Origin of the sequence: Streptomyces sp. NPDC048565 (assembly GCF_040650935.1) — a bacterium.
In the GTDB taxonomy this organism is placed as follows: Bacteria; Actinomycetota; Actinomycetes; order Streptomycetales; family Streptomycetaceae; genus Streptomyces.
This window is the reverse complement of sequence record NZ_JBEZIH010000036.1, coordinates 55,320-75,632: the sequence shown is the minus strand read 5'-3', so window position 1 is coordinate 75,632 and position 20,313 is coordinate 55,320. Positions and strand designations below refer to the sequence as shown.

Annotated in this window: 23 protein-coding genes; 13 read left to right on the top strand and 10 right to left on the bottom strand. The window is 69.8% G+C overall.

The genetic code is table 11. The features are described 5' to 3' along the window. Positions 1-75 precede the first annotated feature (75 nt). Both AB0C75_RS32735 and AB0C75_RS32730 read right to left on the bottom strand, forming a co-directional pair. Positions 76-525 (bottom strand): spore-associated protein, encoded by a 450-nt coding sequence (locus tag AB0C75_RS32735; protein ID WP_362895652.1) that lies wholly within the window; start codon positions 523-525, stop codon positions 76-78. Between the two features lie 129 nt (positions 526-654). Continuing rightward, positions 655-1,269 (bottom strand): class I SAM-dependent methyltransferase, encoded by a 615-nt coding sequence (locus tag AB0C75_RS32730; RefSeq protein ID WP_362895650.1) that lies wholly within the window; start codon positions 1,267-1,269, stop codon positions 655-657. Positions 1,270-1,446: 177 nt separating this feature from the next. On the opposite strand from AB0C75_RS32730, the gene bla reads away from it, so the two are divergent. Then, positions 1,447-2,364, top strand: coding sequence for a class A beta-lactamase (gene bla, locus AB0C75_RS32725; RefSeq protein WP_362895648.1), 918 nt, complete (start codon positions 1,447-1,449; stop codon positions 2,362-2,364). 22 nt (positions 2,365-2,386) lie between these two features. On the opposite strand, the gene AB0C75_RS32720 is transcribed toward bla, so the two are convergent. Then, positions 2,387-2,773: a VOC family protein gene (locus AB0C75_RS32720; protein ID WP_362895646.1), complete on the bottom strand. Its 387-nt coding sequence runs from the start codon at positions 2,771-2,773 to the stop codon at positions 2,387-2,389. Between the two features lie 278 nt (positions 2,774-3,051). Between AB0C75_RS32720 and AB0C75_RS32715 the strand changes: the two genes are divergently transcribed. The 6 genes from AB0C75_RS32715 to AB0C75_RS32690 are packed head-to-tail and all read left to right on the top strand — an operon-like array spanning position 3,052 to position 8,566. Next, positions 3,052-4,623: an ATP-binding protein gene (locus AB0C75_RS32715; RefSeq protein WP_362895644.1), complete on the top strand. Its 1,572-nt coding sequence runs from the start codon at positions 3,052-3,054 to the stop codon at positions 4,621-4,623. A gap of 38 nt (positions 4,624-4,661) precedes the next feature. After that, entirely contained in the window at positions 4,662-5,033 is a 372-nt protein-coding gene (locus tag AB0C75_RS32710) for a roadblock/LC7 domain-containing protein (RefSeq protein ID WP_362895659.1), read from the top strand. Between the two features lie 44 nt (positions 5,034-5,077). Continuing rightward, positions 5,078-5,395, top strand: coding sequence for a DUF742 domain-containing protein (locus AB0C75_RS32705; RefSeq protein ID WP_362895642.1), 318 nt, complete (start codon positions 5,078-5,080; stop codon positions 5,393-5,395). Then, the gene (locus AB0C75_RS32700) at positions 5,373-5,981 is read left to right on the top strand and encodes an ATP/GTP-binding protein (protein ID WP_362895640.1); all 609 of its coding nucleotides are present in this window, start codon (positions 5,373-5,375) and stop codon (positions 5,979-5,981) included. Before AB0C75_RS32705 ends, AB0C75_RS32700 begins: the two co-directional genes overlap by 23 nt. A gap of 59 nt (positions 5,982-6,040) precedes the next feature. After that, entirely contained in the window at positions 6,041-7,252 is a 1,212-nt protein-coding gene (locus tag AB0C75_RS32695) for a cytochrome P450 (RefSeq protein WP_362895657.1), read from the top strand. Between the two features lie 60 nt (positions 7,253-7,312). Beyond that, entirely contained in the window at positions 7,313-8,566 is a 1,254-nt protein-coding gene (locus AB0C75_RS32690) for a cytochrome P450 (protein WP_362895638.1), read from the top strand. A 45-nt stretch (positions 8,567-8,611) separates the two neighbouring features. Here AB0C75_RS32690 and hemC read toward each other — a convergent pair whose 3' ends face one another. Beyond that, entirely contained in the window at positions 8,612-9,547 is a 936-nt protein-coding gene (gene hemC, locus AB0C75_RS32685; protein ID WP_362895636.1) for a hydroxymethylbilane synthase, read from the bottom strand. A 399-nt stretch (positions 9,548-9,946) separates the two neighbouring features. Here hemC and AB0C75_RS32680 point away from each other — a divergent pair, with 399 nt between their 5' ends. Then, complete coding sequence (locus AB0C75_RS32680; protein WP_362895634.1) at positions 9,947-10,762, top strand: SAM-dependent methyltransferase; 816 nt, start codon at positions 9,947-9,949, stop codon at positions 10,760-10,762. A 102-nt stretch (positions 10,763-10,864) separates the two neighbouring features. Here AB0C75_RS32680 and AB0C75_RS32675 read toward each other — a convergent pair whose 3' ends face one another. The 5 genes from AB0C75_RS32675 to AB0C75_RS32655 all read right to left on the bottom strand — a co-directional run bounded on the left by AB0C75_RS32675 (position 10,865) and on the right by AB0C75_RS32655 (position 13,812). Then, complete coding sequence (locus tag AB0C75_RS32675) at positions 10,865-11,806, bottom strand: helix-turn-helix transcriptional regulator (protein WP_362895632.1); 942 nt, start codon at positions 11,804-11,806, stop codon at positions 10,865-10,867. Positions 11,807-11,913: 107 nt separating this feature from the next. Continuing rightward, entirely contained in the window at positions 11,914-12,150 is a 237-nt protein-coding gene (locus tag AB0C75_RS32670; RefSeq protein ID WP_362895630.1) for a DUF397 domain-containing protein, read from the bottom strand. A 207-nt stretch (positions 12,151-12,357) separates the two neighbouring features. Further along, positions 12,358-12,990, bottom strand: a complete 633-nt coding sequence (locus AB0C75_RS32665; protein ID WP_362895628.1) for an SGNH/GDSL hydrolase family protein — start codon at positions 12,988-12,990, stop codon at positions 12,358-12,360. A 110-nt stretch (positions 12,991-13,100) separates the two neighbouring features. Continuing rightward, the gene (locus AB0C75_RS32660) at positions 13,101-13,265 is read right to left on the bottom strand and encodes a hypothetical protein (protein ID WP_362895626.1); all 165 of its coding nucleotides are present in this window, start codon (positions 13,263-13,265) and stop codon (positions 13,101-13,103) included. 136 nt (positions 13,266-13,401) lie between these two features. Beyond that, positions 13,402-13,812 (bottom strand): organic hydroperoxide resistance protein, encoded by a 411-nt coding sequence (locus AB0C75_RS32655; RefSeq protein WP_362895624.1) that lies wholly within the window; start codon positions 13,810-13,812, stop codon positions 13,402-13,404. Between the two features lie 110 nt (positions 13,813-13,922). Between AB0C75_RS32655 and AB0C75_RS32650 the strand changes: the two genes are divergently transcribed. The 3 genes from AB0C75_RS32650 to AB0C75_RS32640 all read left to right on the top strand — a co-directional run bounded on the left by AB0C75_RS32650 (position 13,923) and on the right by AB0C75_RS32640 (position 16,379). Beyond that, the gene (locus AB0C75_RS32650) at positions 13,923-14,396 is read left to right on the top strand and encodes a MarR family transcriptional regulator (RefSeq protein WP_362895622.1); all 474 of its coding nucleotides are present in this window, start codon (positions 13,923-13,925) and stop codon (positions 14,394-14,396) included. A 99-nt stretch (positions 14,397-14,495) separates the two neighbouring features. Further along, the gene (locus tag AB0C75_RS32645; protein ID WP_362895620.1) at positions 14,496-15,329 is read left to right on the top strand and encodes a PP2C family protein-serine/threonine phosphatase; all 834 of its coding nucleotides are present in this window, start codon (positions 14,496-14,498) and stop codon (positions 15,327-15,329) included. Positions 15,330-15,392: 63 nt separating this feature from the next. After that, on the top strand, positions 15,393-16,379 hold the full coding sequence (locus AB0C75_RS32640; protein ID WP_362895618.1) for an MASE1 domain-containing protein: 987 nt from the start codon (positions 15,393-15,395) through the stop codon (positions 16,377-16,379). 39 nt (positions 16,380-16,418) lie between these two features. On the opposite strand, the gene AB0C75_RS32635 is transcribed toward AB0C75_RS32640, so the two are convergent. Continuing rightward, the gene (locus tag AB0C75_RS32635) at positions 16,419-17,708 is read right to left on the bottom strand and encodes an FAD-binding protein (protein ID WP_362895616.1); all 1,290 of its coding nucleotides are present in this window, start codon (positions 17,706-17,708) and stop codon (positions 16,419-16,421) included. 580 nt (positions 17,709-18,288) lie between these two features. On the opposite strand from AB0C75_RS32635, the gene AB0C75_RS32630 reads away from it, so the two are divergent. Together AB0C75_RS32630 and AB0C75_RS32625 are read left to right on the top strand one after the other, a co-directional pair. Then, on the top strand, positions 18,289-18,483 hold the full coding sequence (locus AB0C75_RS32630) for an antitoxin (protein ID WP_362895614.1): 195 nt from the start codon (positions 18,289-18,291) through the stop codon (positions 18,481-18,483). 208 nt (positions 18,484-18,691) lie between these two features. Next, positions 18,692-20,284: a sigma-70 family RNA polymerase sigma factor gene (locus AB0C75_RS32625; RefSeq protein WP_362895612.1), complete on the top strand. Its 1,593-nt coding sequence runs from the start codon at positions 18,692-18,694 to the stop codon at positions 20,282-20,284. The last annotated feature ends 29 nt before the right edge of the window (positions 20,285-20,313 follow it).

Sequence of the window (20,313 nt, the reverse complement as noted above, 5' to 3'; positions counted from 1 at the left end):
GGCCCGGCAGGGGTTTCCTGCCGGGCCCGCCGCCGCAGAAGGCACAGGCCGGGCTCCGCTGCCGAGACCGGACTATCAGCGGACTTCGGTGACCCTGTGCTCCTTCAGGGCAGCGCAGTTGGAGTTCTCCACCGACACGTACAGGTTGTCGATGTGTCCGCCCCAGCTCACGCAGTGGCCCTTGCCCTGGACGTAACCGGGTCCCGCGTACGAGGTGAAGTCCCCGTCGTCACCGGCCCACTCGTCGGTCTCGGGGACGTAGACGTACGCGGACATGCTGACGGCCGTCCCCGGGTTGGCGCGGATCGTCGCCACACAGTTCTGGCCGTTGGAGGCGTTGTACGTCAGATAGACCGTGCCCAGCGAGCCGACAGGCGCGGAGTTCACGGTCTTGTAGGCCGCGCCGCAGACGCCCTGCGGCGTGACGTTCGGCGCGGCGGAGGCCGTCGCGCCGAACGCTGCCGTGCCACCCACGGCGAGCACGGCGACTGTGCCGACAGCGGCGAGATTACGAGCAATGCGCATATTTCCCCCTTGCATCCTTGAGAGCCGTTTGCTCCCACTTGATGTGACCCGTGAGGAGCACGGATGGTTGCACCACATCCACACAGAGGACCCGAACGGCCGATAGGAAGGCAGGACTCCGGCGCTCACCTACCGCGACCGGCACGTCCTACGGCGCACCACGTCTATGAGTTCCGGCCCCTGCGTCCCCGACGCGCGAGATGCACCGTGATGTCGGCGTCGATCTCGATCGTCTCCGGCAGAACCCGCGCGATCTGAGCGAATACCTGTTCCCGCTCCGAACGGCGCACGCGCCTCGCGTACCGCCTTCTCCACGGCGGGATCCACCGGCCGGATCGGCCCGCCGAACGAGGCGAACACTCCACCCGGCTCCAGCAGCGCCGCCACGCGTGACCACCGGCCCTCCGGACGCGTCCGGTGCAACGCCGCTGCCGCGTAGACGAGTCCGTACGTCTCACCCGCTCGCAGGTCCTCGAAGGCTGCGCGCACCGCCCTGACGTGTGCCGGCACGTGCTTGCGCAGCACGGCGAGCATGGCCTCGTCCGGCTCGGTCGCCAGGACGGCGATGCCCCGGCGAGCGAACAGGCGGGTCGCCTTGCCCGTGCCGGCGCCGATCTCGAGGGCCGTGTGAATCGGCCGCCCCGCGAACGTCGCCACCTTGTCGAAGAGTTCCACGGAATACCCCGGCCTGAACCGTTCGTACGCCGTTGCCTTCGCTCCGAAGCTCAGTGCACGACCGGACATGGGGACAGCGACACGGGCCGGCGTCACGGTGGAGAACCCGAGGGTCCGCCCTACGCTGGAGCGCAAGAACGTGTCGGCCACGTCGTCCCCGCACCCCCCGGACACCCGCGCCAACAGGGGGCGCATCAGCGGAGGGACGGCCGACAGCCCACCCGGACCCAGGAGGCCGCCGCACTCATGCCCAGCCCTCTCCCCCGCCGCACCGCGCTCCGCGCACTGGTCGGCCTCGCAACCCTTCCGCTCGCCGGGTGCGACACGACGACATCCGATGCCGCGCCACCGACGCCCTCACCGTCCGGAGGAGCAACGCACGGAACACAACGAGCGTTCGAGGAACTGGAGCGGAAGTTCGATGCCCGTCTGGGCGTGTACGCGGTCGACAGCGGGAGTGGTCTGTCCGTCGCCCACCGCCCGGACGAGCGCTTCGCCTACGCCTCGACCTGCAAGGCTCTGCTGACGGGTGCAGTGCTGGACATGTACACCCTTCAGCGGCTCGACCGCCGCGTGCGGTACGACCGTGCTGATCTCGTCGCCAACTCCCCGGTCACCGAGCAGCACGTGGACACGGGGCTCACCCTGCGCGAACTGTGCGACGCGGCCATCCGCTACAGCGACAACGCAGCGGCGAATCTCCTCTTCCGCGAGCTCGGTGGTCCCCGTGCCCTGCAGAAGTCACTCGTCGCTCTCGGCGACCGCACCACCCGGTGCGACCGCCTGGAACCCGACCTCAGCGAGGGCACGCCCGGTGATGCCCGTGACACCAGCACGCCTCGGGCCCTGGCCGCCGGTCTGCGCGCCTACGCGCTCGGCGATGCTCTCGGCGCGGACGAACGGGCGCTGCTGAACGACTGGCTGAAGCGCAACACCACCGGCGACGCCCTCATCCGCGCGGGCACCCCGGCCGGATGGCTGGTGGGCGACAAGACCGGCACGGGCGGCTACGGCGCCCGCAACGACATCGCTGTCGTCCGGCCGCCGGACTCAGCGCCGATCGTCCTCGCCGTACTCTCCCGACGCGATGTCCGCGACGCGGAGCCGCGGGACGCGCTCGTCGCGCAGGCGGCCCGTGTCGCCCTGGACGTCTTCGCACGGTGATGTCCGCCGTCCGCCACGACGCTCAGGGGCGGTAGCGCAGGGGGTGGTCGGCGGGTACCTCGGTCAGTACGATCCGATGACCGTCCGGATCGGCGATCCACATCTCGATCAGCCCCCAGGGCTCCTGGAGCGGCGGACGGAGGACGCGTGCGCCACGGGCCGCGATCTCCTCGTGGGCCGCCGCGCAGTCATCGACCTGCATCCAGAGCTGCAGCGTCTCGGCCGGTGGTCCGTCCGAGCGCCCGGACACCTCGAGGAAGCCGCCGCCGAGGAAGTACACCGTGCCACGCTCGGGCCCTGTGCCGAACTCCCTGTAGACGGGCAGCCCCAGCGTCCGTCCGTAGAAGTCCCTGGAGGCCTCCGGGTCGCCGGGCCTCAGCAATACCCTGCTGCTCAGTACATGCACCATGCCCCCGACCCTACGCGGACCGGTTCCGCGCCGCAGTCCGCGGCCTCTGGTCACGGGCCGGGGCGATGACAGAGAAGCTGTTCGGCATGGTTCGCGCGTTCCCCTTGCCCGCGCTCCTGAGCGCGTCCGGCGCCCTCAACCGAGTATGTATATGCGATGACCTGTTGGGGGCCGTGTCCAAGTGTGGTGCAGACCGGCGGAGTTAGTGTCACTTCTCGCCTCCGCTTAGCCGGTGGGGGCTACGATCTTTTGACGTGTCGCCGACTCGAAGGTCTTCCATGGCTCGTCCCCCCACTCCCCCGGTCAAGCGCCGAAGGAGCAACATCCTCTGGACGGTGGCTCTCGTCCTCCTCATCGCGTTCGCGACAGCGCTCATACCTGTGGCCGGGCTCGGCACCGGCGCGACCATGGCCTTTTCTGCGGCGTTCCTGCTCGTCCTCGCACTCCTCCTGCCTCTGCGGAAGCAGCACCTGGCCTCCGCGGCCGAGGCCGCCGGCCTGCACGCCGAGCTACGTGAGCGGGAGGCGGAGGCCTCGCGCCGTGACGCGGACTGGCACGCGTACGTGCGTACCCAGACCGATGCGGCGCTGCAGGGGGCCGAGTTCCTCGTGGCGGAGCGGGTGCCCGCCGCACTGGGCCTGAGCGAGGTTCCCGAATCTCCGGAGACCGACGAGCCCCTCGCCCTGGAACTCGCCAAGTGGTACGACCGCCTCCTCGCGGACGTGACCGAGGTCGTCGACGGCCGTGGCGAGTCGCAGCGCATCGCGCTGGTGGAGCTGGCGAGCCGCGTCCAGACCTCGGCGCACCGGATCCAGGCGACCGTGTCGGGAATGGCGGAACGCCATCCCTCCGACTCCGGTCTGCTCGAGGCCACCATGCAGGTGGACCATGCGGCGACACAGCAGGCACGGCACGCCCAGAGTCTCAAGGTGCTGTGCGGGGAATGGCCGGGTCAGCAGTGGCAGAAGCCGCTGGCGCTGGTCGATGTGGTGCGGGCCGCTTCGGGCCGGATCGTCTCGTTCAGGCGCGTGGAGGTCACCGGCGACCCCGATGTCGGGATCACCGCTTCGGTGGTCGAGCCGCTGATCCACCTGATCGCGGAGCTGCTGGCCAACGCGACGGAGTACTCACCGCCCAGGACGAGCGTGCCCGTCACGGTGCGCACCGTGCAGCGCGGGGCGGTGGTCGAGGTGGACGACGGTGGTCTGGGCCTGGACGAGTACCGGCTGGCCGAGGCACGTGAGGTCGTCTCGGGCCGGCGTCTGCTGGGCGTCGGCGACGTCGGCGAGATTCCGCAGACCGGATTCGCCGTCATCGGCCGCTTCGCCCACCGTCACGGTCTCGGCGTCGATCTGGGACCTTCGCCGTACGGGGGTGTCCGCGCGGTCATCCTGGTGCCGCTCGAACTCCTCAAGACACTCGCACCCGCCGGAGGGACGGGCGGACGCGTACTCCCCACGCCTCCGCCCGCTCCGATGCCGGCCGACGTCTCCCCCGAGGGGCCGGCGGACACGCCCGAGGCCACCGTTCCCCGGCAGGCACCGGAGCCCGAGGCACGTCCCGTGCCGTCGTCCGAGCGGCCCTCACAGCAGGCAGAGGAACCTGCCGGCCGCCGTCGGCTCCCTCAGCGGCGGTCCCGCCGTGACGGGTACGTCCCCTCGGTGGAAGAGGCACCGACGGCTGTCACCCCGCCGGGTTCGCCGGAGGACGCCGGCGACTGGATGGAGCAGTTCTTCGAGGGCAGCAGGACCACACCCCCGACGACGGGTTCCCTCCCCTCGGATCCCAGCTCGTACGACCCCCCGTACGACCCCTCCGAATCCCCCGATTCCTCGGAAGGACAGAAGTGAGCACCAATTACGTGGAGAACCCGGAGCAGCGCGGCTGGATGATCTCCGAGGTCGCCGCAGTGCCCGGCGTGCGTCAGGCCATCGTCTTCAGCTCGGACGGTCTGCTGCTGGCCAGCTCGGAGGGTATGGACCGCGACTCGGCCGACCGCCTCTCGGCGAGCTGCTCGGGTCTTCAGTCGCTCGGCCGGGGGCTGGGGCGGGAATTCGGCGAGGACGGCGGCACGGTCCATCAGCAGATGGTGGAGTTCAACGGCGGTTTCCTCTTCATGCGCAGCGCCAACGGCGCACATCTGGCCGTCGTGACGGGCCCGGTGGTCGACCCGAAGCTGGTGGCCCGGCAGATGCAGGCGCAGGTGATGAAGATCGGAGCACGCAACCTCACCAGTCCGCCGCGCCAGGGCTCCGTGTGAGCGGGCCTCGAGAGGGCTTCTCGGAGGGTGCGTTAAGGCCGTACGTGATCACGAAGGGGCGCTCCAGGCCTTCCCGCAACACGATCGGGGTGGAGACGCTGCTCGTCGCGGTGGACCCCGCCCGGGCGCTCCCTCTCACGGCGACCAGGGAGGAGACCGCTCTCGTACGGATGTGCGGGCAGCTGCTGTCCCTGGTGGAGGCTGCCGCGCATCTCGGGCTACCCGTCAGTCTGGTGAAGGTGCTGGCGTCCGACCTCGTCGACAGCGGGCATCTGTCCGCGCGCTCCGGTGTTCCGCAGGCCGCGCTGCCTGAAAAGCAACTGCTACAGGAGGTACTGGATGGTCTCCGTCGGCTCCGCTGACCGCTATCTGCCCGACACGGTGCAGCAGGCCGTCAAGATCCTCGTCGTCGGTGCGTTCGGCGTTGGCAAGACGACGCTCGTGGGGTCCGTCAGCGAGATCGAACCGCTGCGCACCGAGGAGGTGATGACGGAGGCCAGCGTGGGGGTCGACGAACTGGCCGGCCTGGAGGAGAAGTCAACGACCACGGTGGCCCTGGACTTCGGCCGCATCACGCTCAGTTCGCGGCTGGTCATGTACTTGTTCGGCACGCCGGGCCAGCGGCGGTTCTGGGATCTGTGGGAAGGGCTGGCCGAGGGCGCCCTCGGTGTGCTCGTACTGATCGACACGCGTCGGCTGGAGGACAGCTTCGACGTCCTGGAGCAGCTGGAGATCCGGGGGCTGCCCTTCGCCGTGGCGGTCAATCAGTTCCCGGACAGCGAGCAGTACTCCGAGGAGGAACTGCGCGGCGCGCTGGATCTGCTGCCGTCGACGCCGATCGTGCTCTGCGACGCCCGTGAGCGCGTCTCGTCGGTCGATTCCCTGATCACTCTTGTGCGGCACGTGTCGCACACAGGCACGGCACGGCGTACGGAGGCTGTTTCATGAGTACGCCGCCGCCCGGGTGCCCGGCGCACGTACGGCAGCAGGGCGGCGGCCTCGCGTCGCTGCCCCTGGTGGTCGGTTCACCCGATCCGCGGGCCGTCTACCGGGGACTTCGCGAGCAGTGGGGCAACGTCGCGAAGGTCGAGCTCGAACCGGGTGTCCCCGCCTGGCTGGTGATGGGCTACCGGGAGCTGCTGACCATCACCCGTCAGGAGCAGATCTTCTCCCGTGACGCCCGTAACTGGCGTGATCTGAACGAGGGCGTCGTACCGCCGTATTCGGGGCTCATCCCGATGATGGGGTGGCGTGCCAACGTCATCGGTGCGGACGGCCCCGAACACCGTCGTCTGCGGGCGCCTCTGGACGACGGGATCGCGCGGATGGACCAGCGCAGGGTGCGTCGCGAGGTCGAGGCCCTGTGCACGGAGCTGATCGCGGCGTTCTCCGGGCGCGGCAGTGCCGATCTGGTCAACGAGTACGCGACGATCGTGCCGATGCTGTCTCTCGCCTCACTGTTCGGCCTGGACAGCACGGAGGGCCGGGAGCTGCTGGACGCGCTCATCGCCCTGTTCGGCAGTGCGGACAACTCGCAGGCGGGCAACCGGAACTTCGAGCAGATCCTTCTGGACACGGTGCGTGAGCGCCGCCGCAACCCCACCGGCGACATGACGACGGTCTTCATCGATCACCCGAATCTGCGCAACGAGGCGGAGCGTCTCCAGTCCATCGTGGTGATGATCTCCGCGGGCAACGAGACCGTCACGGCGTGGATCTCGCACACACTGCGTCTGATGTTGACGGATCCGCGTTTCGCCGCGCACCTGCACGGCGGGCGGCTGGGGGTGGACGACGCCCTGGACGAGGCGCTGTGGCGGGATCCGCCGATGAACAACATGCCCGCCAGGTACGCGCTCCACGACACGGAGCTCGGCGGTCACTACATCCGGCGGGGTGACTGCCTCATCCTCGGGCATGCCGCGGCGAACGACGATCCTGACGTCAGGCCGGACGGTGCGGAGGACGGGTGGGGCAACCGCTCGCATCTGGCGTTCTCCTCAGGTCCGCACGTGTGTCCCGCGCAGGTGCCCGCACGCCTGATCACGCGTACAGCGGTGCAGACGGCTCTTCATCTGCTGCCGGACATGAGGCTCGCTGTTCCGGAGGAGCAGCTGGCCTGGCGCCCGTCGCCCTGGACGAGGATTCCGGTCGCCCTGCCCGCGGAGTTCTCCGCCGCCCGTATACCGGCCCGCGTCCCCCGCGCGGCACGCCGGTGAACTGCCGTATCCCACTCAGGACCGCCGGACGGCGGGTCCCCTAGACCAGGAGCAGCCCGTATGACATCACAGACGAACTCCGCTGCCGGGGGCCGGATACCGGTCGTCGCTCTGGACCCTCATGGGACGGACCACCAGGGCGAGGCCGCCAGGCTCCGTGAACTCGGTCCCGTGGTGAAGGTCCTGCTGCCGGGGGACGTGATGGCCTGGTCGGTGACGCAGCACGCCCTGCTCAACGAGATGATCACCGACCCACGGTTCAGCAAGGACTGGCGCAACTGGAATGCCATAATCCGGGACGAGATAACCGACGGCTGGCCTCTCATCGGCATGGTGAAGGTCACCAACATGGTGACCTCCGACGGGCAGGAGCACCGTCGGCTGCGCAAACTCGTCACCCAGACCTTCACCCCGCGCCGGGTCCAGGCCCTGCGTCCCCGCATCCAGCGGATCGTGGACGAGCTTCTGGACGAGCTGCCCTCGCACGCCGGTGCGGACGGCAGCGTCGACCTCCGCAGGCACTTCGCGCACCCCGTGCCGATGCAGGTCATCTGCGAGCTGTTCGGGGTTCCGGGGGACGAGCGTCCTCGTCTTCAGGAGCTGATGGACAACATCTTCCGCTCCGACCTGGCCCCGGAGGACGTCACCGCGAGCCAGACCGAGCAGTACCAGCTGCTGGCCAGGGTGGTCGAGGGGCGCAGGCGCGATCCGGGCGACGACCTCACCAGCGCGCTGATAGCGGCCCGTGCCGCGGACCCGGACTCGCTGAGCGAGGAGGAGCTGGTCGGGACCCTGCTGCTCATGCTGTCGGCGGGGCAGGAGACCACCCTGAGCCTGATCACCAACGCCGTGCGGGCGCTGCTGACCCACCCCGATCAACGGGAGATCGCCGTACGCGGGGACGCGGACACCTGGTCGGGCGTGGTCGAGGAGACACTGCGCTGGGACGCCCCGATCGGGAACTTCCCCTTCCGCTATCCCCTGGAGGACGTCGAGCTGGCCGGGGTCCGCATCCCGAAGGGCGAGGCGATCATGGCTCCGTTCAGCGGAGTGGGGCGTGACACGGGCCAGCACGGCGAGGACGCCGACCGGTTCGACATCACCAGGGAGCAGCGCAGGAACCTGGCGTTCAGCAACGGTCCGCACTTCTGCCTGGGCGCGCCGCTGGCACGGCTGGAGGCGGCACTGGCTCTGCCCGCGGTGTTCGCGCGGTATCCGGGGATGTCGATGGCCGTCGATCCCCACGAGCTCGTCGCGGTGCCGTCCCTGTTCTCGAACAGTTCCTCGACCCTGCCGGTTCGGCTCGGCGGCTGAGTCCATGCGGCCCGGCGGACCGCGGGTCCGCCGGGCGGCCGGGGTTCAGTGGGCGATGTTGTCGATCAGTTCGCGGGCGCCCTGGCGCAGCAGCGCGACGGCCACCGAGGTGCCGAGGGTGGCGGGGTCCAGGGGGCCGGCCCATTCATGTGCGTTGAGGATGGTCTTGCCGTCGGGCGTGAACACGCAGGCGCGCAGCGAGAGGTCTCCGTTGCGGTGGGCCGTGGCGTAGCCGGCGATCGGCGAGTTGCAGTGGCCCTGCAGGACATGGAGGAACATGCGCTCCGCCGTGGTCTCCCGGTAGGTGCCCGGGTGGTTGAGCGGGCTCACGGCGTCGATGGTCGCCGTGTCGTCCTCGCGGCACTGCAGGGCGAGGACGCCGGCGCCGATGGGCGGGCACATCGTGTCCGGCGCGAGAATCTCGCTGATCACATCGGGACGTCCGATGCGGTGGAGACCCGCGGCGGCCAGGAGGAGCGCGTCGGCCTCTCCTGCGGCGAGCTTCGCCAGTCGCCGGTTGGCGTTCCCACGGAACGGAACACACGTCAGGTGGGGGTGCGAGGCGGCGAGTTGCGCGGTTCTGCGGACGGACGACGTGCCGACGCGGGTGCCGTCGGGGAGCTGGTCGAGCGTGAGCCCGTCGGGGTGGACGAGGGCGTCGCGGATGTCGTCGCGCTCGAGGAAGGCGGCGAACGTCGTGCCGGCGGGCAGCGGGCGGTCGGCGGGGATGTCCTTGACGCAGTGGACGGCCAGGTCCGCCTCCCCGGCGAGCAGGGCGGCGTCGACCTCCTTGGTGAAGGCTCCCTTGCCTTCGACCTTCGAGAGGTCGCCCATCCATTTGTCGCCCGTGGTCCTGACAGGGACGACCTCGGTGGCGATGGAGGGGCTGTGGGCCGCGAGTTCGGCCCGGACGCGCTCGACCTGGGCCAAGGCCATGGGTGAGTCGCGTGAGACGATGCGGATCAGCTCTGGGGCGGGCATGACACCCACGATAGACCGCCGGGCTTGAGCGGCGATCCACCGACGCGGTCCCGGGCAGCCGCTTCCAGGATGCCGAGTCGACAACGGACCGTCACCACATCGTCGATTTCCGGCCGCGTTGGCACAATGCCGCGTACGCCCCGTATGCGGGGCCCCACCCCGCCCGCTGCGGGCAGCAATAGGTCTTTCATCAGGCAGAGTTGACATTCCGGCGGGCAGAATGGGCCTCATCGGTGGGGTTTGCCCCGGCGACGCGGCTTCCGGCTCCGCTCACAGGTGGCTGATTCAAACCCCTGCGGCCTTGCCTCACTCCCCCGAGGACTGTCAGCCACCCGGCGAGATCTCTAGCATGACGTCACGGACACCGACTTCACTCTCTTTGAGAACCGCGAGGGCTGGATGAGCAACGGGGATACCTCCATTCCGACGAACATCGACGTACATGTGCCGAGCGTCGCGCGCATGTACGACTACTACCTGGGCGGCAAGGACAATTACCCGGCCGACCGTGAGGCATCCGAGCAGCTCCTGGTGCATGTGCCCAGCACCAAGGTCCTGGCGGTGAACAACCGCAGGTTCCTGCGCCGCGTCGTGCACCATCTGGCGTCCGAGTACGGAGTCCGTCAGTTCATCGACCACGGATCCGGCCTTCCGACGCAGGACAACGTCCATCAGGTCGCCCAGTTGGTGGACCCCGAGTCCAGGGTCGTCTACATAGACAACGACCCCATTGTCCTGGCGCACGGCAAAGCCATACTCGAGGAGAACGACCGGACCTCGGTCATCCAGGCGGACATGCGGGACACCGAGGGAATCTTCGGCCATCCCGAGGTGAACCGGCTCATCGACCTCGACGAGCCGGTCGCCGCCCTGTTCGTGTCCGTCATGCACTGCATCCCCGACGAGGACGACCCCGCGGATCTCGTGCGCCGGACGGCGGCCCGTCTGGCACCAGGAAGCTTCCTGGTGGTGTGTCAGCTGGTGAGCGAGGACGCGGCCACCCGCGATTTCGTCACGGACTTCATGGCGAAGAGCACTGGCAACCGATGGGGCCGGGTGCGCCAACAGCAGGACGTGCACGACTTCCTGGAGGGTCTGGACGTACTGGATCCCGGACTGGTCGAGGTGTCGACCTGGCGGCCCGATTCGGATCTGGCGCCGAAGCAGGAGACCGAGGAGTGGATCGAGTACGGCGGAGTCGGCCGCAAGTGGTGAGGTGACGGATCACCGGCGAGTCGGCTGCCGCAGACGCCTGCCCCCCCCCCCTGGCCAGCCCCCGTGCCGGTGGGGTGGGCGCACGCCGTTGGAGGAGAGCGCTCACACGGTGGGGCCGTCGGAGAGGTGACCGTCCCCGCTGTAGCGCTTGAGCGCCAGCCTCAGCAGGTCCCTGCTCTCGGCGGGGCTCGGCGACTGCGCGCTGAGTGAGTCCAGGATCCACCGGTACTCGTCCGTGCTCTCCGGCTTGTTCACCGATGTGGCGTTCGTCAGATGCTCGATGTACGCGACATCAGGGAGCCCGTCCACCGCGAACCGCAGATAGGTGATGCCGTTACCCGGAGATGTATGGGCGGTGACCGCGAAAGGGGCCACCTGCACGATCACATGGGGCAGTTCCGTCATCTCCAGCAGATGTGCGAGCTGCTCGCGCATCACCCGGACGCCACCCGTCGGGCGCATCAGCACGGCCTCGTCCAGCAGCACCCAGAGCTTCGGCGCGTCCCTTCGCTGCAGCAACTGCTGCCGCCTGAGCCTGAGCTCGACGCGGCGCTCGGTGATCTCCTCCGATTCGAGGGCATGACCCGAACGCACCACGGCATAGGCGTAGTCGGCGGTCTGCAGGAGTCCCGGGATGTAGTGCGCCTCGTACGTACGGATGGACGCCGCGGCCTCCTCCAGACCGACCAGGGGCTCGAACCAGTCCGGCAGTACGTCGGCGAAGTTGCGCCACCAGCCGCGCTGGCCGGCCTTGCGCACCAGGTCGATGAACTCGGCTGTCCTCGCGGGGTCGGCCACGCCGTAGAGCGCGAGGAGGTCGGCGGCGTCGCGCTCCTTGCAGGGAGAGTGCCCCGTCTCCATCCGGCTGATCTTCGCAGTCGAGCACCGGATCCGCTCGGCGGCGACTTCGGGCGTGATGCCCGCCTCGCCGCGCATCCGCCGCAGCTGCGCGCCCAGAACCAGGCGCAATGCTGTGGGACTTGCCCCGGTGGCCGGGGTGAGCGTCGGCTTCCGTGACGGCTGAAGCGGTTCGATGCCGGGCATGCGGACTCCTGAGGGCGGGCGTCGTCACACCAGTGTGCCATCAGGAGTCCCCTCAGGGACCGGCCGATCCGAGAGTGCCGTGTCTTTCAGTCCGACCTGTCGTGGATTCAGCCGGTCATGGTGTCGAAGTCGCCGTCCCTGACGCCCGCGAGGAACGCACGCACCTCGTCCCGGGTGTACACGAGCGCCGGCCCTTCGGGGTGCCGGGAGTTGCGTACGGCCACCGAGCCGCCGGGCAGGAGCGCCATCTCGACACAATTCCCACTGGGGTTGCTGTGATGACTCTTCTTCCACTCCACGCCGGTCAGGGAGTTGGCGGGAACGCCGTTGTCGATGTGCTGCATGCGGTCCGTCCTTTCGTTGCGCCGACACCACTTCCTGGTGCGCCACCGGAGCCCGCAGCGGCTGAACAGGCGTCCCGTGCTCACACCCCCGGATGCAATTCCGGATGCAATTGCAGCAGAAGCGGACGGCGAGATACTAGCGGCCATCCGGCCTCCGTGACACCACTGGCCAGCGTTCGACTGAAGGTGATCGCACGAACCCCCGCGCTACAGACCCGCGAGCTCCGTCCAGGCCTCGGCCAGCACCGTGTGACCGAGCGGGGTCGGGTGGATCCCGTCCCCCGCGATGAGCTCGGCACCGCCGACGGCGCGCGCCGCCTGGTTGAGCAGACCGTCCGCCGCCAGCAGCTCGGCGTCGAACTCCTCGGCCAGCCTGCGGACCGCCTGGATCCTGGGGTCGATGTCCTCGCGCCAGGCCCACTGCTCGTCCTGTACGGGCACGAGGAAGGGCTCGATGAGGATCAGCTGGGCGTCCAGCTCATCCCTGACCTGGGCGAGAATGGTGCGATAGTCGTTCTCGTACGCCCGCACCGAGGTGACGACGTCGGAACAGTAGCGGCGCCAGGTGTCGTTGACGCCGATGAGGACGGACACCACATCCGGCTGGATGTCCAGTGCGTCCTCCCGCCAGCGGGCGCGCAGATCCGAGACGCCGTCGCCGGCGACGCCCCGGTTGACGAACGTGATGCCGGCGTCGGGCCGCGCGGTCAGCACCCGCTCGGCGGCCATCCGGACGTATCCGTTGCCCAGAGGGCTGTCGCGTTCCACCAGCCGTCCCACATCGGTGATGCTGTCGCCCTGGAACAGGACGGTTGCCGAGCGGTGCAGGGTGATGGTCACGCGGCGCTCCGGAAGTGAGGGGTCCAGGGGGTCGGACCTGCATCCTGCCCGCCGGATCCCCGCTCGATCCGGACCAGGGCCACTGGGGTGCCGGCGTGTCCGGGCCGGGCTCAGCGGGCGGCGGCGGCCGGTGCGCGCACCGCGCTGAAGTCGAGGGCGCTCTCCACCTCGAGCAGGGTCTCCTCCGCCACCCGCCGCACCTCGGCCGGAACGTCGCCCTGCTCCTCCACCAGACCGGCGTAGATCGGTGCGTCGGTTGCCTCTGCAAAACTCACGTGAACTGCCCATCCATCGGTTATGCCCGCCAATCAGCGGAAACGGGAGCCGAGTGTACGCGTTCACCTCCGGCCGCCCGGGGGCGGTACCCGGCAAACGGTTCCCCACCCCACAGCGGGCGGGGAACCAGGCCTTCTATTCGATGACGAGCTCGACGTCGATGTTGCCGCGCGTGGCCTTCGAGTAGGGGCAGTACGCGTGCGTCGCCTCGACCAGACGCCGGCCCGTCTCCCCCTCCAGCGCCTCGGGCAGTTCGACGCGCATGACGACCGCGAGGCCGAAGCCGGAATCGTCCTTGCCGATGGAGACCTCGGCCGTCACGGCCACGTCCTTGGTGTCGACCTTCATCTCGCGGGCGACCGAGCTCATGGCACTGGCGAAGCACGCGGCATATCCGGCGGCGAAGAGCTGCTCCGGGTTGGTGCCCTCCCCGTTGCCCCCGAGGGCCGGCGGCATGGCGAGCGCGAGGTCGATCCGTCCGTCGGAGCTCACGGCCCGGCCTTCACGGCCGTTGGCGGTGGCGGCAGCGGTGTACAGCGCGTCCATGGGGTGACCTTCTCTCGTACGACGGTGACCGCGACCCGGCCACCCCTTGAGAGTTGCACACAATTCAATTGCACACAACTCAATGATGGGCGGCGCGTTAGGCTGGAGTCATGACGTCACCCCCTGCCCCCGGATCGGCCGATCTGCCTGACACGGAACTGCTCAAGCTGGACCACCAGGTCTGCTTCTCCCTGCAGGCGGCGTCGCGCGCGTTCGGCGGCGTCTACCGGGAGGCGCTCAAGGATCTCGGCCTCACCTACCCGCAGTACCTGGCGATGATGGTCCTGTGGGAGCACGGCCCTCTCCCGGTCAAGACGATCGGTGAGCGGCTGCATCTGGACTCCGGCACGCTCTCGCCGCTGCTGAAACGGCTGGAATCAGCGGGTCTGGTCAGGCGTGAGCGCAGCCCGGAGGACGAGCGGTCGGTCACGGTCCACCTCACCGATGCCGGAGCAGGGCTGCGTGAGCGCGCGCTGCCCGTGCCGCGCGCGATCCTCAGGGCCACGGGGCTGTCGGTCCAGGAGGTACTGGCCCTTCAGGAGACCCTGGGGCGGCTCACCGCCTCCCTGGGCCGCGCCGGCTGACCGACCCGGGCACCCGGCGCCTCATGGCCCGCTGACAACGCTCGCAGGAGTTCCGGGGCCGAAATATGATGCGAGGACTATCGCAACGCGAGGCGGCCAATGAACCGGCGTCGAAATCCCCGGTCCGCGAGCGCCGAGGACCTGCTCAGCACCTTGCAGCATCTGACCGCCCGCGCCCGGGAAGAGGTGGAGCTGCATCAGGCCCGCGTCGAGCTGGCTCAGGCCCTGCAACGCAAGATGCTGCCCGCGACACTGCCCGTCTTCCCCGGGCTGGAGACCGCCGCTCGCTACGCCCCCGCGCGCGACGGGCTGGACATCGGCGGCGACTGGTACGACGGCTTCGTCCTGCCGGACGGGGCTCTCGGCCTGTCCATAGGTGACGTCCAGGGGCACGACGTGGAGGCGGCGGCCTTCATGGGGCAGATCCGGATCGCCATGCGCGCCATCGCCAGCTCGGCCGCCGATCCGGGTGAGGTGATGAGCCGCACCAACGATCTGATCCTCTCCATGGACTCGGATCTCTTCGCCACATGCTCCTTCCTCCGGCTCGATCCGCGCACCCGTGAGCTGTGGAGCGCCCGCGCGGGGCATGTCGCGTCCGTGTGGGCGACGGCCGACGGTCGCTCGGGCGTCACCGCCGACGCCGGCGGACTCCCGCTCGGCATAGCGCTGCGCCAGCACTACCCCGTCACCCGGCGCGCTCTGGACGTCACCGGTGCGTTCGTTCTGCTCACCGACGGAGTCATCGAAGGGCCGTCGCTCTCGCTCGACGACGGGCTGGACAGGATCAGGCGTCTGGTGAGCGCCCACGCAACCGCCGGCGCCGAGGAGCTCGCGGACCGGGTCCTCCAGGCCTCGGGGCTCACGGGCCATGAGGACGACGCGGCCGTGCTCGTTCTGCGCCACGGCGACGCGGCCACGGGCCCGGGGTGAGGCGGTCCCCGGCCGCGCGTGTCACAAAGGGCCCGCCATCATGAGCGGTGTCTTATGAGATGCGTGATCCGCAGCGAGCAGACCAGACGCCGAACCGTGATCGTTCTGCGGATGCTGGGCATCGCCGCCGCCTATTACGTCTCCGGACGGCTCGGTCTCCTCAGGAAGGTCGAGGTGGAGGGCACGGTCGTCACCCCTCTGTGGCCGCCGTCCGGGATCGCCCTGGCTTCCCTGTTGTTTCTGGGGCCACGGATCCTCCCCGGGATCGCACTCGGCGCGCTGCTCACCGTCATCTCCATGAGCGGCGGGTTCGACTTCTGGGCCCTCGTCATCACGGCGGGCAGCACTCTGGCCCCCCTGTGCTCCTTCCTGGCCCTGCGCGCGGTGGGGTTCCGCCCGGAGCTGGACCGCCTGCGCGACGGAGTCGCCCTGGTCTTCCTGGGAGCCCTGGCCGGCATGGTCATCAGCTCCACGGCGGGCACGGGGGTACAGCTGCTGAGCGGAGCGCTGTCCGCGAACCGGTTCTGGCCGATCTGGTCTGCCTGGTGGGCGGGAGACGCGATGGGCGTGCTGACGGTCACTCCCCTGCTGCTCGTCCTGCGCCGGGCACGCCTGCCCCGGAGGGACGACCGGTGGGCGGAGGGGCTGGCACTCACGGTGGTCGCGTTGGGTGTGACCACCGTCGCGACCAGAAGCCCGCTGTCCATGATCTACCTCCTGTTCCCGGTGCTCGTCTGGGCGGCGCTCCGCTTCCAGCTGGCGGGCAGCGCTCCCTGCGCCCTCGTCATGTCCGTCATGGCCGTCGTCGCCGGGACCCAGGGTGCCGGACCGTTCCACGACCACACGGTGCTGGAGGTCATGCTCAACCTGTGTGTGCTGAACGGCTGTGTGGCCCTCACCGCGCTCCTGCTCGCGGCGATCGTGACCGAGCACAACAACATCCGCCACGAGACGGAGGTGGCGTGCGAGGAGCTCGCCGCTCTCGTGGAGAAGCTCGCGCCCGGCCCGTCGGCGAACCGTCGGCCCGACGGACCGAGCGGGGCGCTCTGACGAGCTCGTAAGGGCCCCTCGGGCGGGAGGCCCGGGGCCTCAGCCGGTACGGGGGAAGTGGTCCGCCAGGAAATCGTTGCGGAACGTGCCGGTGGGGTCGAACCGCTCGGTCAGCCGCTCGAAGTCGGCGTAGTGGCCGTACAGCTCCCGGAGTGCGCCGGGCCGGGTGGTGAAGACCTTGCCCCAGTGCGGCCTGGCGCCGAAGGGGGCGAGCGCCTCCTCGATGGCCCCGAGCACGGGCGCCACGGCGGCGGTGTCGGGCACCCAGGTGAAGTGGAACGCCACGGAGTCCCCCCCTTGGGCCGGGCTCAGCCACAGGTCGTCGGCCGCCACGGTGCGGATCTCGCCGATCTGCAGCAGCGGGGAGAACTCCTGCCGGATCCGGTCGAGTGCCTCGTAGGCCGCCACCGCGTCGCGCCGGGCGACGAAGTACTCGGACTGGAGCTCGTCACCGTTGCTGGGGGTGAATTCCAGGCGGAAGTGAGGGAGGCGGGCATGCCAGGGTCCGGGGACGCCGTGCTGCTGCGTACAGTGCTCCGCGGCGACACCGGGTACGGGATGCCTCGCACCCTGCGCGAGCGTCGCTCCGAGCCACTGACGCGGGGCGGTGCGGGGGCCGTCGTCCGCGACACGCTGCTTGAGCCACACCTGGTCGACCGGGCCGCCGTGCCAACCGGTGAAGAGGCTCACGCTGTAGGCCTCGGACATCACTTCGTCGAACCGGCCGAGCAGTTGCTCCTGCGGGAGCCCCTCGTACACCCACTGCTGGATCTCGAACGCCGGCACGAGGTCCAGGGTCAGCCGGGTCACGACGCCGAGCGCCCCCATGGAGACCACCGCTCCGTCGAATCCGGCGTCGCCCCGCTCCAGCGAGACGATGCCGCCGTCGGCGGTGACGAGTTCCAGCGCCCTGACGGCGCCCGGCAGGGAGCGGTTTCCCACGCCCGAACCGTGGGTGCCTGTGGCGCACGCTCCCGCCACGGAGATGTGGGGCAGGGAGCCGAGGTTGTGCAGTGCGAACCCGCTGCGGTGCAGGGGCCCGGTCAGCTCGCCGAAGCGCAGACCGGCGCTCACCGTCGCGGTCCGGGCCTCCTGGTCGATCTCGATCGAGCGGGGCAGGTCCGCGACGGATATCAGGTCGCCGTGCGTGTCGGCCACGGTGTTGAACGAGTGGCCGGTGCCCAGCACCCTGACCGCTGTGCCGGCGGACACGATGTCCTGGAGTTCGGCGACGGAGGTGGGTGTGTGGAGCCGCTTCGCGCCGAAAGTGATGTTGCCCGCCCAGTTCGTCGTGCGAGCGGACGGGGCGTGCGCCGAATGGTCGATCATGTCTCGGGAGCTTACGCCCCGCCCGCCCGGCCCTCAGGGCTTGCGTCCCACACCGCTGACGGCATCGCTCGGCAGTGCTTGCGACTCGCGGAGTGCGCGTTGTACGCGTCGATCGCGCGGTTCAGCCTGTCTCCGGTGTCCGTTCCGTCCGGTCCTGGCGGCCTCTCGATGATCCGGCCGGTGTCGCGCACTCACGTCCGTCCGCAGCACGTCCACCGGTGACTGTCGCTGATCGCTCATGTCGAGACCTCGCACACCACGGTGATGACTGACCGGTGTACGCGCCCGGCGGTGTCCGGAGCGCCTCAGTACGGCAGAGGCCGTCCGGACGGTGTCCTCAGGTCCAGCGGGGGCGGCCCCGCGGGGGGCTGCGGTCGGCGGACGATCTGGATGCGGCCCACGGCCACCACCTCCTCCTGGTAACCCGTTATCTGCCCACCCAGCCGCCCTTCACACGTCGGAGGGCCGTCGGGCCCGCAGGGCCCGTGCGGAAGCGCTCGCGAATGCTCGCGGATGCGGACCTGGCAATGTGCGGTGACCCTGTATGGGTGGGGGGACCCGAACACGAGGAGGATCCGCCATGTCCGCGCTGGACAAGATCAAGAAAATGCTGAAGGGCCACGAGGACCAGGCCGGCAAGGGCGTCGACAAGGCCGGAGACATGATCGACAAGAAGACCCACGGCAAGTACGGCAAGCAGATCGACGCCGGTCAGGACAGGCTGAAGCAGGAGTTCGGCGCGGACCGCGGCAAGGACGACCCGCCCCGCTCCTGACCGTACGGGCGTGTCGATCCGCCGTCCGTCCCTCGCCCCGTTCCTGACCCGGTGACCGCTCACGCCGTCACCGGGTCAGGCGCGCGTCATGCGCGGATCTTCCGGCGCGTCTCGAGCACATGACCGGTTTCCTGTTATCGTCCCCGCCGCACGGCGTCTCCCGAGTGTGGGAAGTGACCGAACAGGATCCCGGAAGAGTGAGCACAGCATGGGCGAGACACGCGAGACGGCGTTGATCAAGGCCGCGCAGCAGGGCGACCCCGAGGCGCAGGACCGGCTCGTCGCGTCCTACCTGCCGCTGGTGTACAACATCGTCGGCCGGGCGCTGAACGGGCACGCCGATGTCGACGACGTGGTCCAGGACAGTGTGCTGCGCATGCTCCGCGGCCTGCCCTCCCTGCGTGACCCGAAGAGTTTCCGGTCCTGGTTCGTGGCCATCACCATGAACGAGATACGCGGGCTCTGGCGTCGGCGCAGGACCGGGGAGATATCCGCGGACGGGATGGACGACGCGTACGACGTGGTCGATCCCGCCGCCGACTTCGTCGAGCTGACGATCGCCCGGCTCGGCCTGACGGGCCAGCGCCGAGAGGCGGCCGAGGCCACGCGGTGGCTCGACGACGACGACCGGGAGCTGGTGTCGCTGTGGTGGCTGGAGACCGCGGGGGAACTGTCACGGGCCGAGGTCGCGGGTGCTCTCGACCTGTCCCCCCAGCACACCGCGGTGCGGGTCCAGCGGATGAAGGAGCGGCTGGAGGCCGCCCGGGTGGTGGTACGCGCTCTGGCGGCGGATCCACGCTGTGTCCTGCTCGAGGACCTGACGGCCCGGTGGGACGGGATTCCGTCCGCGTTGTGGCGCAAACGTCTGGCGCGACACGCGCGTGAGTGCACCGTGTGTGCAGGGCACCGGTCGGGTCTTGTCCCTGCGGAGGGCCTGCTGGTGGGGCTGGCGCTGGTTCCCGTGGCGGCGTCCGCCGGTGGCCGGACGACGGAACCACTGCCGACGGCGTCCCTGGCCGGGTCAGGGACGGCCGCCGTGTCCGGCCCCGGCCGCGCCGAACGCCGTCGGGACGGTGCCAGGAGACGCCGGCGCCGCACCACGGTCGTCGCCGGCCTGGCCGCGGTCGCGGTGCTGGGAGGCGGCGGGACCGCGGTGCATCTGTACACGGATGACGCGGACGAGGACCCGGCGACCGCCGTCGCACCGCTCACCGGCCCTTCGACGCCGGTGACCACGCCGGCCTCCCCGTCCCCCTCCTCCCCCGCCCCTTCGTCCTCCTCGGCCTCGCCGTCGCCGTCCAGGACCACGTCCCCTTCACCCTCGAAGAGCCGGAGCCCTTCGGCCTCTCCTGAGAAGACGCGGAGTGCGCACCCACCGTCCCCCAAGCCCGCTCCCGCGCCCAAGGCGTCGGCCGCCCCGTCGGCGGCCGCCGAGGTCATCGCCCTGGTCAACACCGAACGGGCGAAGGAAGGGTGCGCGCCGGTGAGCGGCAACAGCCTTCTGGCGAAGGCCGCGTCGGGCCATTCGGCGGACATGGTGGCACGGGACTACTTCGACCACACCTCGCCGGACGGCACCGATCCCGGTGCGCGTATCACCGCCGCCGGGTACCGGTGGAGCACGTACGGCGAGAACATCGCGAAGGGCCAGCAGACCGCCGCGGCGGTGATGGACTCCTGGATGAACAGCGAGGGTCACCGGGCGAACATCCTCAACTGCGCGTTCAAGGAGATCGGGATCGGCAGGGTGGACTCGTCGGGTGGCCCCGTGTGGACCCAGAACTTCGGCGCCGCGCTGTGACGCCTGCGGTCCAGGGCTCTGTCATGTGG

What these genes read in the sequence shown, in the direction of transcription:
- bla (WP_362895648.1), top strand. Translation starts at nt 1,447, where the DNA reads ATGCCCAGCCCTCTCCCCCGCCGCACCGCGCTCCGCGCACTGGTCGGC.
- AB0C75_RS32635 (WP_362895616.1), bottom strand. Translation starts at nt 17,708, where the DNA reads ATGATCGACCATTCGGCGCACGCCCCGTCCGCTCGCACGACGAACTGG.
- AB0C75_RS32630 (WP_362895614.1), top strand. Translation starts at nt 18,289, where the DNA reads ATGTCCGCGCTGGACAAGATCAAGAAAATGCTGAAGGGCCACGAGGAC.
- AB0C75_RS32735 (WP_362895652.1), bottom strand. Translation starts at nt 525, where the DNA reads ATGCGCATTGCTCGTAATCTCGCCGCTGTCGGCACAGTCGCCGTGCTC.
- AB0C75_RS32650 (WP_362895622.1), top strand. Translation starts at nt 13,923, where the DNA reads ATGACGTCACCCCCTGCCCCCGGATCGGCCGATCTGCCTGACACGGAA.
- AB0C75_RS32690 (WP_362895638.1), top strand. Translation starts at nt 7,313, where the DNA reads ATGACATCACAGACGAACTCCGCTGCCGGGGGCCGGATACCGGTCGTC.
- AB0C75_RS32625 (WP_362895612.1), top strand. Translation starts at nt 18,692, where the DNA reads ATGGGCGAGACACGCGAGACGGCGTTGATCAAGGCCGCGCAGCAGGGC.
- AB0C75_RS32700 (WP_362895640.1), top strand. Translation starts at nt 5,373, where the DNA reads ATGGTCTCCGTCGGCTCCGCTGACCGCTATCTGCCCGACACGGTGCAG.
- AB0C75_RS32680 (WP_362895634.1), top strand. Translation starts at nt 9,947, where the DNA reads ATGAGCAACGGGGATACCTCCATTCCGACGAACATCGACGTACATGTG.
- AB0C75_RS32645 (WP_362895620.1), top strand. Translation starts at nt 14,496, where the DNA reads ATGAACCGGCGTCGAAATCCCCGGTCCGCGAGCGCCGAGGACCTGCTC.
- AB0C75_RS32675 (WP_362895632.1), bottom strand. Translation starts at nt 11,806, where the DNA reads ATGCCCGGCATCGAACCGCTTCAGCCGTCACGGAAGCCGACGCTCACC.
- AB0C75_RS32670 (WP_362895630.1), bottom strand. Translation starts at nt 12,150, where the DNA reads ATGCAGCACATCGACAACGGCGTTCCCGCCAACTCCCTGACCGGCGTG.
- AB0C75_RS32710 (WP_362895659.1), top strand. Translation starts at nt 4,662, where the DNA reads ATGATCTCCGAGGTCGCCGCAGTGCCCGGCGTGCGTCAGGCCATCGTC.
- hemC (WP_362895636.1), bottom strand. Translation starts at nt 9,547, where the DNA reads ATGCCCGCCCCAGAGCTGATCCGCATCGTCTCACGCGACTCACCCATG.
- AB0C75_RS32730 (WP_362895650.1), bottom strand. Translation starts at nt 1,269, where the DNA reads ATGTCCGGTCGTGCACTGAGCTTCGGAGCGAAGGCAACGGCGTACGAA.
- AB0C75_RS32720 (WP_362895646.1), bottom strand. Translation starts at nt 2,773, where the DNA reads ATGGTGCATGTACTGAGCAGCAGGGTATTGCTGAGGCCCGGCGACCCG.
- AB0C75_RS32715 (WP_362895644.1), top strand. Translation starts at nt 3,052, where the DNA reads ATGGCTCGTCCCCCCACTCCCCCGGTCAAGCGCCGAAGGAGCAACATC.
- AB0C75_RS32655 (WP_362895624.1), bottom strand. Translation starts at nt 13,812, where the DNA reads ATGGACGCGCTGTACACCGCTGCCGCCACCGCCAACGGCCGTGAAGGC.